The sequence below is a fragment of the Mycobacterium sp. NPDC050041 genome, from assembly GCF_049541695.1.
Lineage (GTDB): Bacteria > Actinomycetota > Actinomycetes > Mycobacteriales > Mycobacteriaceae > Mycobacterium.
The window spans coordinates 601,181-614,190 of the sequence record NZ_JBMVDG010000003.1 but is presented as its reverse complement, the minus strand read 5'-3'; the positions used below and the strand labels follow the sequence as shown (position 1 = coordinate 614,190).

General features: G+C 69.1%; 12 protein-coding genes. 8 read left to right on the top strand and 4 right to left on the bottom strand.

All coding sequences use genetic code 11. From position 1 onward, the window contains the following. Nucleotides 1-33 precede the first annotated feature (33 nt). The gene (gene sppA, locus ACPCHZ_RS13360; RefSeq protein WP_423485169.1) at nt 34-1,821 is read left to right on the top strand and encodes a signal peptide peptidase SppA; all 1,788 of its coding nucleotides are present in this window, start codon (nt 34-36) and stop codon (nt 1,819-1,821) included. On the opposite strand, the gene ACPCHZ_RS13355 is transcribed toward sppA, so the two are convergent. From ACPCHZ_RS13355 to ACPCHZ_RS13340, 4 genes are read right to left on the bottom strand one after another with little or no spacing between them, the layout of a single operon-like run. Beyond that, complete coding sequence (locus ACPCHZ_RS13355; RefSeq protein ID WP_423485168.1) at nt 1,818-2,726, bottom strand: class I SAM-dependent methyltransferase; 909 nt, start codon at nt 2,724-2,726, stop codon at nt 1,818-1,820. The two genes, sppA and ACPCHZ_RS13355, sit on opposite strands and share 4 nt — an antisense overlap. A gap of 10 nt (nt 2,727-2,736) precedes the next feature. Beyond that, nucleotides 2,737-3,639 carry a class I SAM-dependent methyltransferase gene (locus ACPCHZ_RS13350; RefSeq protein ID WP_423485167.1) on the bottom strand — a complete coding sequence of 301 codons (903 nt, stop codon included), beginning with the start codon at nt 3,637-3,639 and terminating at the stop codon, nt 2,737-2,739. A 9-nt stretch (nt 3,640-3,648) separates the two neighbouring features. Further along, on the bottom strand, nt 3,649-4,560 hold the full coding sequence (locus ACPCHZ_RS13345) for a class I SAM-dependent methyltransferase (protein ID WP_423485166.1): 912 nt from the start codon (nt 4,558-4,560) through the stop codon (nt 3,649-3,651). A gap of 9 nt (nt 4,561-4,569) precedes the next feature. Continuing rightward, the gene (locus tag ACPCHZ_RS13340; RefSeq protein ID WP_423485165.1) at nt 4,570-5,496 is read right to left on the bottom strand and encodes a class I SAM-dependent methyltransferase; all 927 of its coding nucleotides are present in this window, start codon (nt 5,494-5,496) and stop codon (nt 4,570-4,572) included. Between the two features lie 149 nt (nt 5,497-5,645). Here ACPCHZ_RS13340 and ACPCHZ_RS13335 point away from each other — a divergent pair, with 149 nt between their 5' ends. The 7 genes from ACPCHZ_RS13335 (at nt 5,646) to ACPCHZ_RS13305 (ending at nt 13,009) form a co-directional block, all read left to right on the top strand. Next, nucleotides 5,646-6,683 carry an alpha/beta hydrolase gene (locus ACPCHZ_RS13335; protein ID WP_423485164.1) on the top strand — a complete coding sequence of 346 codons (1,038 nt, stop codon included), beginning with the start codon at nt 5,646-5,648 and terminating at the stop codon, nt 6,681-6,683. Nucleotides 6,684-6,685: 2 nt separating this feature from the next. Then, nucleotides 6,686-7,549 carry an SDR family NAD(P)-dependent oxidoreductase gene (locus ACPCHZ_RS13330; RefSeq protein ID WP_423485381.1) on the top strand — a complete coding sequence of 288 codons (864 nt, stop codon included), beginning with the start codon at nt 6,686-6,688 and terminating at the stop codon, nt 7,547-7,549. Continuing rightward, nucleotides 7,546-8,466 (top strand): ferritin-like domain-containing protein, encoded by a 921-nt coding sequence (locus ACPCHZ_RS13325; RefSeq protein ID WP_423485163.1) that lies wholly within the window; start codon nt 7,546-7,548, stop codon nt 8,464-8,466. The genes ACPCHZ_RS13330 and ACPCHZ_RS13325 overlap by 4 nt, the downstream gene beginning before the upstream one ends. Before the next feature lies 1 nt (nt 8,467). Continuing rightward, nucleotides 8,468-9,958, top strand: a complete 1,491-nt coding sequence (locus ACPCHZ_RS13320) for a flavin-containing monooxygenase (protein ID WP_423485162.1) — start codon at nt 8,468-8,470, stop codon at nt 9,956-9,958. Nucleotides 9,959-9,961: 3 nt separating this feature from the next. Continuing rightward, the gene (locus tag ACPCHZ_RS13315) at nt 9,962-10,924 is read left to right on the top strand and encodes a MerR family transcriptional regulator (protein ID WP_423485161.1); all 963 of its coding nucleotides are present in this window, start codon (nt 9,962-9,964) and stop codon (nt 10,922-10,924) included. Nucleotides 10,925-11,141: 217 nt separating this feature from the next. Next, nucleotides 11,142-12,467, top strand: a complete 1,326-nt coding sequence (gene secY, locus ACPCHZ_RS13310; RefSeq protein WP_364972660.1) for a preprotein translocase subunit SecY — start codon at nt 11,142-11,144, stop codon at nt 12,465-12,467. Continuing rightward, complete coding sequence (locus ACPCHZ_RS13305) at nt 12,464-13,009, top strand: adenylate kinase (protein WP_364972658.1); 546 nt, start codon at nt 12,464-12,466, stop codon at nt 13,007-13,009. Before secY ends, ACPCHZ_RS13305 begins: the two co-directional genes overlap by 4 nt. Nucleotide 13,010: the final 1 nt, after the last annotated feature.

Sequence of the window (13,010 nt, the reverse complement as noted above, 5' to 3'; positions counted from 1 at the left end):
AGGCGGTCCTGGGGCAATCGGTACCCTCGAATCATGGCCGCTTTCCTTCCGGGTATCCCCGGCGCCGACGACCTGCGCGGGCTCGTCCGTCGCGTCGACACCGCACGTCACCACGGTGTTCCCGACGGGTGCATCCTCGAACTCGATCTGCAGTCGGTGCCCAAGGAGAGCAACGGATTCGATCCGCTCGCGATGATCTCCAGTGGCGGGCGTCCCCCGGTGCTGCGCCAGGTCGTGGCCGCCGTCCACCGCGCGGCCGAGGACGACCGCGTGGCCGGGTTGATCGCGCGGGTGCAGTTCCCGGTATGGGCTGCCGGCCCGGTGCAGGAGCTGCGCGAGGCGATCTCGGCGTTCAGCGACGTCAAGCCCACGCTGGCGTGGGCCGAGGCGTACCCCGCCACGCTGTCCTACTACCTGGCCTCGGCGTTTCGCGAGGTGTGGATGCAGCCGTCGGGCACCGTCGGCCTGGTCGGATTCGCCACCAACGCGATGTTCCTGCGCGACGCGCTGGACAAAGCCGGCATCGAGGCGCAGTTCATCGCGCTCGGCGAGTACAAGTCGGCCGCCAATGTGTTCACCGAGGATCGCTACACCGACGCCCACCGCGAGGCCGACAGCCGGCTGATCGAGAGCCTCAAGTCGCAGGTGTGGGGCGCGATCGCGGAATCGCGCCACATCGACCGTGCGGGCATCGACGCGCTGGCCGACAAGGCGCCACTGCTGCGCGACGCCGCGGTCACCGCCGGACTGGTGGACCGTATCGGGTTCCGCGACGAGGCGTACGCCAGGATCGCCGAATTGTCCGGCGCACAGAACATCTCGCCCGAGTCCGGTGATCCCGACGGCCCCGACGCCCCACCGCGGTTGTTCCTGTCCCGCTACGCCCGGGCCACCGTGCCCCGCCCCGCGCCTTCGCTTCCCGGCCGCAAGGGCAAGCCGACCATCGCGGTGGTGACCCTGGACGGCCCGATCGTCAGCGGCCGCGGCGGCCCCGGGCTGCTGCCACTGGGCAATTCGAGCGCAGGCGGCGACACCATCGCGGCGGCGCTGCGTGAGGCCGCGGCCGACGACTCGGTGTCGGCGATCGTGCTGCGCGTGGACAGCCCCGGCGGGTCGGTGACGGCGTCGGAGACGATCTGGCGTGAGGTGGTCAGGGTGCGCCGCAACGGCACGCCGGTGGTCGCCTCGATGGGCGCGGTGGCCGCGTCCGGCGGCTACTACGTCTCGATGGACGCCGACGCGATCGTCGCCAATCCCGGCACCATCACCGGATCGATCGGCGTCATCACCGGCAAGCTGGTGGCGCGCGAACTCAAGGACCGCCTCGGTGTGGGCTCGGATTCGGTGCGCACCAACGCCAATGCCGACGCCTGGTCACCCAACGCCCCGTTCACCGACGAGCAGCACGCCCAGGTCGTCGCCGAGGCGGACATGTCCTACACCGACTTCGTCGAACGCGTGGCCGCCGGCCGCAAGCTGTCAGAGGAGGCCGTCGAGGCGGTGGCGCGGGGCCGGGTGTGGACGGGCGCCGACGCCAAGGAGCACGGCCTGGTCGACGAACTGGGCGGGTTGCGCACCGCGATCAACCGGGCCAAGGTGCTCGCCGGTCTCGACGCGGACGCCGATGTGCGCCTGGTCGGATACCCGGGTTCCTCGCTGATGGACATGTTGCGGCCAAGGCAGTCGTCACAGCCCGCCGCCGCGTCGCTGCCCGACGCGCTCGGCGCGCTGGTGAGCCGGTCGGTGGTCGGGATGCTCGGTCAGGCCGAACGGTCGCTGTCCGGGGTGAACGCGTTGTGGCTGGGGGACCACCGCTTCTAGCGGTGGCCGCTGACGTAGTCGATCTCGCCCAGCGGGTCGTCCTCGCCCAGGTCGGGGACCGCAAGGCCGTAGCGCGCGAACAACTCCGAGCGCGGCGTGCTGTCCATCCGCCATCCCTTGGCCGTCAGGTACTCCGCCGCGCTCTGCCGTTCACCGTGGTAGATCAGCGACGGCATGTCGATGTCCAGGCCCTGCCTGCGGAACTCCGCGGTCGCCGCGCGCGCCTTCTCCGGATCGAAATCGCGCAAGGCCGGGACGAATTCGGTGGCGACGGCACTGCCCGGCACCGACAGCGCGTCGATGTCGTCGAACAGCCGGTCCTGCGCCTCGGGCGGCAGATAGATCAGCAGACCCTCGGCGCACCATGCGGTCGGCGCACCGGCGTCGAATCCCGCGGCGCGCAGCGCGGCCGGCCAGTCCTCGCGCAGATCGATGGGGACCGCGCGGCGCTGTGCGGTCGGCGTCGCGCCGATACCGTCCAGGGTGCGGGTCTTGAACTCGATCACCTCGGGCTGGTCGATCTCGTAGACCACGGTGCCGTCCGGCCACGCCAGCCGGTAGGCCCGCGAGTCCAGGCCGGACGCCAGGATCACCGCCTGGCGGATCCCACCCCTGGTGGCCGCCTCGAAGTAGTCGTCGAAGAACTTCGTGCGCACCGCCATCTCGTCGATGTTGGCCTGCACCCGCGGTGCGGACTCCGGGTCGAGGTCGGACATCTCCAACTCGCCGTCGGCGATCTTGGTGAAGAACTCCATTCCCACCGCGCGCACCAGGGGAGCGGCGAAGGGGTCGTTGATCAGCCCGCGCGGGTCGCGGCTGGCGACGGCCCGGCCTGCGGCCACCATCGTCGCCGTCGCGCCCACGCTGGACGCCAGGTCCCAGCTGTCATCATCTGCACGTGCCACGTGCATCACGCTACGTCGTGAGGGTGGCCGAGAGGTAGCCCGAGTCGCCGAACACCCGGAGCAGGTCGTCCTCGGGGAAGGCGAAACCGTTGGCGGCGTAGGCCTCTGTGCTCGACACCGTGCTGACCTGCCAACCGTGATCGGCGAGGTACACTCCGGCCGGGGTGCGCTCACCGGTGTAGAACAGTGCGGCCAGGTCGATGTCGGAGCCGACGCGCTTCGCGCGCTCGGTGAGCTCCGCGGCCCAATTCTCGGGCAGTGCGGTGGTGTCCATGTGCTCGGTGGCCAGCCGGCTGCCCGGTGCACTGAGTGCGGTGATGTTGTCGAACAACCGGTCCTGCGCATCGGGCGGCAGGTACACCAGCAGCCCCTCGGCGATCCAGGCCGTCGGCGTCTGCGCGTCGAAACCACTGTCGCGCAACGCCTGTGACCAGTCGTCCCGGAGGTCGACGGCGACGGTGCGGCGGTCGGCGGCCGGTGTGGCGCCGGCATCGGCGAGCACGCGGGTCTTGAACTCGATCACCTGCGGCTGGTCGATCTCGAACACCACGGTGCCCGCCAGCCAGTCCAGCCGGTAGGCGCGGGTGTCCAGCCCGGACGCCAGGATCACCGCCTGCCGCACGCCTGCCGCTCCCGCGTCGGTGAAGAAGTCGTCGAAGTAACGCGTGCGCACCGCGATCTGCTCGCTCATCCGCCTGCGGTCGAGGATCGGGTCACCGGCCACGTGCACCTGCCCGTCCGCCACCCGGACGAACGATTCGAGCCCGACTGCCCTGACCAGGACGTCGGCCCAAGGGTCGTCGATCAGTGCGTCGGGGCCCTTGGAGGCCAGTGCCCGCGACGCGGCCACCGAGGTCGCGGTGGCGCCCACGCTCGATGCCAGGTCCCAGCTGTCGCCGTCGGTCCGGGTCATTGCGGTCTCCTATTCTCGAACAGCGGTGACGGCCAGCGAATCCCGTAGTGCCGCCAGCTCGTCGGTGTCGGGGAACTCCCGGCCGTAGCCGTCGAACACCTCGGGGCGGGAGCGCGACCGCACGGCCCAGCCGCGCTCGCGCAGGTAGTCGACGACCGGTGTGCGTTCACCGGGATAGAACAGCTGCGACAGGTTCACGTCGAACCCGTGGTCCTTCCACTGGCGGCCGAGCCGATCGGCCTTCTCGCCGATCCCCACCCCGGCGTCGGGGTGGTCCTCGGTGGCCAACCGGCTGTCCGGTGCGCTCAGCGCGGTGATGTTGTCGAACAGCCGGTCCTGGGCATCGGGTGGCAGATAGCGCAGCAGGCCTTCGGCGCTCCAGGCAGTGGGCGCGGTGGCGTCGAATCCCGCTGCGCGCAATGCCTCCGGCCAGTCGTCACGAAGGTCGATGCCGACCGGGCGGTGGGTGGCGGCCGGGTGTGCACCGATCCCCGCCAGGGTCTGCGTCTTGAACTCGATCACCTCGGGCTGGTCGAGCTCGTAGACCAGGGTGCCCGCCGGCCACGGCAGCCGGTAGGCACGCGAATCCAGGCCGGAGGCCAGGATCACCGCCTGCCGGACCCCGCCGGTCGCCGCCTCGACGAAGAAGTCGTCGAAGAACCGCGTCCGCACCGCCATGATCTCGGTCATCACCTGCGCTGCGGCGCGGGCCTCTTCTGTGTCGGCGGGCAGCTCGAGCTCACCGTCGACGAGCTTGACGAAGAAGTCCACGCCGACCGCGCGCACCAACGGCGCCGCATACGGGTCGTCGATCAGCGCGCCGGGTTCCCGGCTGGCGAGTGCGCGGGCCGCGGCCACCATGGTCGCCGTCGCGCCGACACTGGTCGCCAGATCCCAACTGTCGGAGTCGGTTCGTGCCATCGGGTGCCCCTACTTGACGGCGGAGACGTAACGGATGTCGGCGAAGTTGGCGTTGTCACCGTCGGCCTGTGCCAGGCCCACCCGCACGAGCAGATCGCTCGCGGTGATGCTCTCGGCGCTCCAGCCGCTGCCCTCGAGGTAGGCCGCCACCTCGGCGCGTTCGCCGGTGTAGACCAACTCGGAGAAGTCGAGATCGAAGCCGTGCCTGCTCCACTGGTCGGAGACGGCCTTCATCTTGGACCGTAGCTCGTCTTCGTCGATGTCCTCCTGGTGGACGACACCCTCGGCGGCGATCCGGCTGCCCTCCGGGCTCAGCTCGGTGATCTGGTCGAGCAGCCGGTCCTGCGCCTCGGGCGGCAGGTAGCCGAACAGTCCTTCGGCGATCCACGCCGTCGGTGCGGTGCGGTCGAAGCCCGCGGCGGTCAGTGCGCCGACCCAGTCGTCACGCAGATCCACTGGGACGGTGCGTCGGTCGGCGCTCGGGGCCGCGCCGAGATCGGCCATCGTGCGGGTCTTGAACTCGACCACCTCAGGCTGGTCGATCTCGAACACCACGGTGCCCGTGGGCCACGGCAGCCGGTAGGCACGCGCGTCGAGACCCGCCGCAAGGATCACGGCCTGCCGGACTCCGGCGCGCGCGGCGTCGAGGAAGAAGTCGTCGAAGAACCGCGTGCGTGCGGCCATCCCGTCGGCGAATCGGTCCATGTTGCCAACGCCGCCGGTCGATTCGGGGTCGAGTTCGCTGGGCTGCAGTTCTCCGCTGGCCAGTTTCGTGAAGAACTCGACGCCGACCGCGCGGACCAGGGGCTCGGCGAACGGATCGTCGATGACCGGATCGTCGGCCCTGGTTGCGACGGCGCGGGCGGCGGCCACCATGGTTGCGGTGGCCCCTACGCTCGAAGCCAGGTCCCAGGTGTCGTTGTCAGTGCGCGCCATGTCTCCCTCTTCTGCACGTCGAGAAGTTACTTAGCTGATGTAATCGACAGTACCCAACGAACCTGAACGACTCCTGAAAGCCGGGCCAACACCGCCAACAGCGAATGTTGTCATTGACCAATGTCACCATTGAGTGTTGACTCAGTCGGATGACAACGACGTCTCCCATCGCGGCGGCCGCCGAATCCCCGATCCGTCGGCGCGGATCCCGGCGGTCCCGTGCGGCGGCCGCGATGAGCGCGGTGACCCTGCGGCAGATCAGCGCGGTGCTGCCGCCCGAGCGGGCATGGGGCCTGCGGATGTCCCGGTGGATCGTCGCCGGGGTGATGGACGCGTTCGGCCCTTCGCTCGCGGGCGCCGTCGTCGAACCGGTCGACACCGTCACCGCCGACGGCAGGCGGGTCCGCGGCGAATGGGTCCGGGCCCGCGGGGTGGCCCGCGGCGACGCGGCGGTCTACTTCCTGCACGGAAGTGGATATGCGCTGTGCTCGCTGCGCACGCATCGCAGGCTCACCGCGTGGTTGTCGGCGCTGACCGGGTTGCCGGTGTTCTGCGACGACTACCGGCTCGCGCCGCAGCACCGGTTCCCCTCTGCGGCCGACGACGTGCGCGCGGGCTGGGACTGGCTGCTCGACGAGCAGCGATTCGAACCAGGGCGGCTGGTGGTGGCCGGCGACTCGGCAGGCGGCCACCTGGCGGTGGACCTGCTGCTCACCCCCGAGGTGGCGCAGCGGCACCCGGCGGCCATGGTGCTGTTCTCCCCGCTGTTCGACCTGACCTTCGGTCTGGCCCGCGAACGGGAGCGGCTGCGCGCCGACCCCGCCATCCGCTCGGCCGACGCGGCCCGACTCGTCCGGATGTACTGTCCGGACACCGATCCCACGGATCGCCGGCTGGCCCTCGACGTGGCCGCGGGTCCCGTGCTGCCGCGGACGCTGATCCAGGCAGGCGGTGCCGAGATGCTGGCCGCCGACGCCCACCGGCTGGCCGACGAGATCCGGGCCGCGGGCGGTGACTGCGAGTTGCAGATCTGGCCGGACCAGGTGCACGTCTTCCAGGCCCTGCCGCGGCTGTCGCCGGAGGCGGTGCACGCCATGCGATACGTATCGGGGTTCATCGGTACGGCGTTGCGCAGTAGGGAGACCGACGCGGACGCGGACGCAAAGGACACGGAGAAAGTGGGATGACGATGTTGGGATTCGGCGACAGGCGCAGCCGCGACTCGCGGGCGGTGATCACCGGCGCGGGCAGCGGCATCGGCGCGGCGTTCGCCGTCGAGCTGGCCGACCGCGGCGGGCAGGTGGTGTGCTCCGACATCGACGAGATCGCCGCCCAGCGCACCGTCGACGCGATCACCGACCAGGGCGGTAGGGCGATCGCCGTGCGGTGTGACGTGTCGGCGATCGGCGACGTCGAAGAGCTTGCCGCGCAGGCCCAGTCATGGTTCGGCGCGGCACCGACCCTGGTGGTGAACAACGCAGGCGTCGGGGCGGGCGGCGCGCCGATCGGTGAGGTGTCCCTCGAGGACTGGTCGTGGACGCTCGGCATCAACCTCTGGGGGCCGATCCACGGCTCCCATGTCTTCGCGCCGGTGCTGCGCGAGGCGGCTGCCTCAGGCCTCTCCACAGGCATCATCAACGTCGCATCAGCCGCCGCCTTCGGTGCCGCGCCGGGGATGGCGGCCTACAACGTCAGCAAGGCGGGCGTGCTGTCGCTGTCGGAGACGCTGGCCGCCGAATTGTCCGGCACCGGCGTCGGAGTCACCGTGCTGTGCCCGACGTTCGTCAAGACGAACATCGTGGCCGCGGGACGGATCTCCGACGAGTCGACCCGCCTCGCCGAGACCCTGATGCGGTGGACCGGGATGTCGGCGACCCGGGTGGCCCGGCAGTGCCTCGACACCCACGATCGCGGCGGTCTGTACTGCATGCCCCAGCTCGACGCCCGGATGGGCTGGGCGGTCAAACGACTCACACCGGGCGTCTACACCCGCGCGGTCGGCCTGGTGTCGCGCATCAACCTCCCCACGCAGAGCAAGGAGATCATCAGATGAGCATGGACATGGACGCGATGCTGGCCAAGATCAAGGACCGGCAGTGGGCGCTGGCCGACATCGACTGGGAGGCCCCCGGCGCCGAGACGATCAGCGACGAATTCCGGCCGAAGCTCAAGGCATTCATGGCCGACCTGTGCTGGATCGAGAACGTCGGCGCCCGCGGATTCGCCGCACTGGCCAAGAAGGCGCCGACACCGACGCTGGCCGAGATCTACCGGTACTTCCATGCCGAGGAACAGCGGCACGCCAACGCCGAACTCGCGCTGATGAAGCGGTGGGGCATGCTCGAGGACGGCGAGATGCCGGAGCCGAACGTCAACATCAGGCTCGTCATCGAGTGGCTCGACAAGTACTCCGACGACATGTCGCTGTCCGTGCTGGGCACCGTCATCCCGATGCTCGAGGTGGCCCTCGACGGCGCACTGCTCAAGTTCCTGCTCGACGAGGTCGAGGACCCGGTGTGTCACAAGGTCTTCGAGAAGATCAACAACGACGAGTCCCGGCACATCGCGGTGGACTTCGAGGTGCTCAACATGATCGGCCACGCGAAAGCGCGCAAGCTGGCCGTCGACTTCGTCGGTAGCTTCGCCACTCCCGGCCTGGTCATCGGCATGATCATGTACGTCCCGCTGCTCAACCGGATGCGCAACAACATCGTCGACATGGGACTGGAACCGGAGCGGCTGTACAAGGCGATGAATCGCTTCAAGGAACTCGGCGGCCGCGCCGAGTTCACCTGGCGGGTGCCCACCTACCAGATGCTCAAGCTGCACGGCCGGATGGTGGTCAACCCGCGCCACCCGTACCACTGGCTGGCCAACCCGATGGTGCGGGCGTCCGACCTGTACCCGCGCAAGCTGCTGCGGCCGATCCCGAGCTGGTTCAAGGAACTCACCTACGAGCCGGCGGCCTGACATGGCGCGCACCACGGTTCACGACACGCTGATAGTCGGCGCCGGCTTCACCGGCATCGGGTCGGCCATCAAGCTGCGCGAGGCCGGCGTCACCGACTTCGTCATCCTCGAGCGCAGCGACCGGGTCGGCGGCACCTGGCGCGACAACACTTATCCCGGTGCGGCCTGCGATATCCCGTCGCTGCTCTACTCGTTCTCGTTCGTCCCCAACCCGGCCTGGTCGCGGGCGTACTCACCGGCCGACGAGATCTGCCGCCACATCGAGGAACTCGTCGACGACTCCGGACTGCGCAGCCACATCCGGTTCGGCGTCGAGGTCACCGGCCTGCATTTCGACGAGACCGCAGGGGAGTGGACGGTGATGGCGGGCCGCAAGAGGTACCGCGCCCGCACCGTCGTGCTGGCGTCGGGCCCGCTGCCCGACCACAAAGCGCCGGACATCCGCGGCCTCGACACCTACCGCGGCCACACCATTCACAGCGCCAGGTGGGACCACGACTACGACTTCACCGACAAGCGGGTGGCGGTGATCGGCACCGGCGCGAGCGCGGTGCAGATCGTGCCCGAACTGGTCAAACGCGCCGGCTTCGTCAAGGTGTTCCAGCGCACCCCCGGCTGGGTGCTGCCCCGCCTGGACGTGTCGGTGCCGCCGGTGGTACAGGAGTTGTTCGCCAAAGTGCCTGCGACACAACAGATCGCGCGTCAGGCCCTGTTCTGGGGACACGAGGCCACCGCGACGGCACTGGTGTGGAATTCGCCGCTGACCTCTCTGGTGGCCCGGCTCGGTAAGGCCCACCTGCACCGCCAGGTCAAGGACCCGTGGATGCGCCGCCAGCTCACCCCGGACTTCACGCCGGGTTGCAAGCGGATGCTGATGTCGAGTGACTACTACCCGGCGCTGCAGGAAGACAACTGCAAGCTCATCGACTGGCCCATCGCGACTGTGAGCCCCGTCGGCATCCGCACCAGCGACGGCATCGAACACCACCTCGACTGCATCGTCTTCGCCACCGGCTACGACGTACACCTGACCGGGCCGCCGTATCCGGTGACCGGACTCGGCGGCAGATCGCTGCAGGACGAGTGGCGGCGCGGCGCGCAGGCCTACAAGAGCGCCAGCGCGCACGGCTACCCGAACCTGTTCTTCATGACCGGTCCGAACTCCGGGCCCGGTCACAACTCGCTGCTGGTGTACGTCGAAGGTCAGATCGACTACGCCGTGCGCGCCATCACCACCATCCTCGACGGCGGCTGGCGCTACCTCGACGTCCGCCGCGACGTCCAGCGCCGCTACAACGAGCGGTTGCAGAAGCGGCTGGGCGCCACCACGTGGATGTCGGGGTGCACCAGCTGGTACCTCACCGAGGACGGGTTCAACGCGTCGATGTACCCGGGATTCGCCACGCAGTATCTTCGACAGATGCGCGACTTCCGGATCGGCGACTACCACGCGGTGGCCGACGGCCGCGCGGTCGCCCGGTCCAGCGCCTGAACCGTGGCCCGCGAGCGGCCGCCGCGCGACCAGGCGGGGGCGGTGACCGCCATCCTGGCCACCCTGCGCAAGGCGCCGGGGCGGGTCCGCAGACAGTCCCGCGACCTCATCGAGACGGCCGTCTCGCAGCTCTTCGACGCGGCCGTGCGCCAAGCGCTCGACACCGGGACCGCCGGGGAGTACCGCATCGACGACCTGGCCCGGCTGGCGGGCACCACCACCCGCAACGTGCGGGTCTACCGCGACCGCGGACTGCTGCACCCGCCGCTTCGGGTCGGCCGCATCGCGGTGTTCAACGACACCCACCTGACCCGGCTGCGGCTGATCACCTCGATGCTGGACCGCGGCTACACCCTGGCCCACGTCGACGAGATGCTCAGCGCCTGGGAGCAGGGCAAGAGCATCGGCGACGTGCTGGGGCTGGAGACCGCACTGGCGGGCACCTGGGCGGCCGAGAAGCCCGAGACCACCACCCGGGCCCGGGCCGAGGAACTGGTCGGCGACCCGGCGGCCTTCGACCGGTTGGTGGCGCTGCGGTTGATCCGGCTCGACCCGGAGATCCCGCCGGAGGCCCCCGAATCCGGTGCCGACTCCGACCCGAAGGCCACCATCGTGCGGCCCAAGCTGCTCGAGGCGTTCGACGAGATCCGCGGCTACGGCATCGGCATCGACAAGCTGATCGACGTCTACGAAGAGACGCTGGCGCCGGTCACGGAGATCAGCAACATCCTGGTGCGGACCGGCGCCGAACACGTCACCGAGCGGATCCGGCCGGGGGAGGGGCTGCCCGCCGACACCGAGATCGCCGAGCTGATCACCATGCTGGTGCGATTCCGCACGCAGGCCGTCGCCCAGGTGGCCGCGACGCTCGCCGCCTCCATCGAGGCCGAGATCGAGACGCTGGCCGGGCGGATCCTCAACGACCTCATCGACCAGTCGGCCGACGCGCACCAGGACGGACAGTGACCGGCGTGCCCCGCGGACCGGGGCGCCGATACCCCGGCTGGCCTGGTCAACGATGCGGGGATGACGATGCCCAACTGTTACTCTCGTAGACTGTTTCACGCGCGACTTCCGCAGGCTGTGCGCCCGCGGGGCTGACGCGCACATTTGACCAATACGCTGGACGAATCCAGCCCCATTTGGCACGCCGCGCTGAGAGGTCGGCTGCGCAGGAGGAAGAGTGCTCTCGGCTTTCATCTCGTCACTGCGGACGGCCGACCTGAGACGCAAGATCCTGTTCACGCTCGGCGTGGTGATCCTCTACCGGGCCGGCGCACAGCTGCCGTCTCCCGGTGTCGACTACCCCAACGTGCAACAGTGCATCGAGCAGGTCAGCGGCGGTGACTCCGGTCAGATCTATTCACTGATCAACCTGTTCTCCGGCGGCGCGTTGCTGCAGCTGTCGATCTTCGCGGTGGGCGTGATGCCCTACATCACCGCGAGCATCATCGTGCAGCTGCTCACGGTGGTGATCCCACGCTTCGAGCAGCTCCGCAAGGAAGGCCAGTCCGGCCAGGCCAAGATGACGCAGTACACGCGTTACCTGGCCGTCGCGCTGGCGGTCCTGCAGTCCACCAGCATCGTGGCGCTCGCCGCCAACGGCGGGCTGCTGCAGGGCTGCACCCTCGACATCATCAACGACCAGTCGATCTTCGCGCTGATCATCATCGTGCTGGTGATGACCGCGGGCGCCACGCTGGTGATGTGGATGGGCGAGCTGGTCACCGAGCGCGGCATCGGCAACGGCATGTCGCTGCTGATCTTCGCCAGCATCGCCGCGGCCATCCCCGGCGAGGGCAAGTCGATCCTCGACAGCCGCGGCGGCATGGTCTTCACCCTGGTCCTCATCGCCGCGCTGATCATCATTATCGGCGTCGTCTTCGTCGAGCAGGGTCAGCGCCGCATCCCGGTGCAGTACGCCAAGCGGATGGTGGGCCGCAAGATGTACGGCGGCACGTCGACCTACCTGCCACTGAAGGTCAACCAGGCCGGCGTCATCCCGGTGATCTTCGCGTCCTCGCTGATCTACATCCCGCACCTGATCACCCAGCTGATCCAGAGCGGGAGCAGCAGCCCGGGCACCGGCTGGTGGGAACGGATCGTCGCGGAGTACCTGACCGACCCCAGCAGCCCCGTCTACATCGCCGTCTACTTCGGGCTGATCATCTTCTTCACGTACTTCTACGTGTCGATCACGTTCAACCCCGACGAGCGGGCCGACGAGATGAAGAAGTTCGGCGGCTTCATCCCCGGCATCCGGCCGGGCAAGCCGACCGCCGACTATCTGCGCTACGTGCTGAGCCGGATCACGCTGCCGGGCTCGATCTACCTCGGTGTGATCGCCGTCCTGCCGAACCTGTTCCTGCAGATCGGAAACACCGGCACGGTACAGAACCTGCCGTTCGGTGGCACCGCCGTCCTCATCATGATCGGCGTGGGCCTGGACACCGTGAAACAGATCGAGAGCCAGCTCATGCAACGCAACTACGAAGGGTTCCTGAAGTGAGGATCGTTCTGCTGGGACCGCCGGGGGCGGGCAAGGGCACGCAGGCGAAGAAGCTCGCCGAGAAGCTCGGTATCCCGCACGTCTCCACCGGGGACCTCTTCCGCAAGAACATCAGCGAGAAGACCCCGCTCGGCGAGGAGGCCAAGCGTTACCTCGACGCCGGCGACCTCGTCCCGAGCAGCCTCACCAACGCGCTCGTCGAGGACCGCATCGGTGACGACGACGCCAAGGACGGGTTCATCCTGGACGGCTTCCCGCGCTCGGTGGAGCAGGCCAAGGCGCTGCACGACATCCTGGAGGCGCACGGTCTGCAGCTCGACGCCGTGCTGGAGTTCCAGGTGTCCGAGGACGAGCTGCTGTCCCGGCTCAAGGACCGCGGCCGCGCCGACGACACCGAAGAGGTCATCCACAACCGGATGAAGGTGTACCGCGACGAGACCGAGCCGCTGCTCGAGTACTACCGCGACGAGCTGAAGACCGTCGAGGCCGTCGGTTCGCTCGACGAGGTCTTCGCCCGCGCGCTGCGCGCACTCGGTAAGTGAC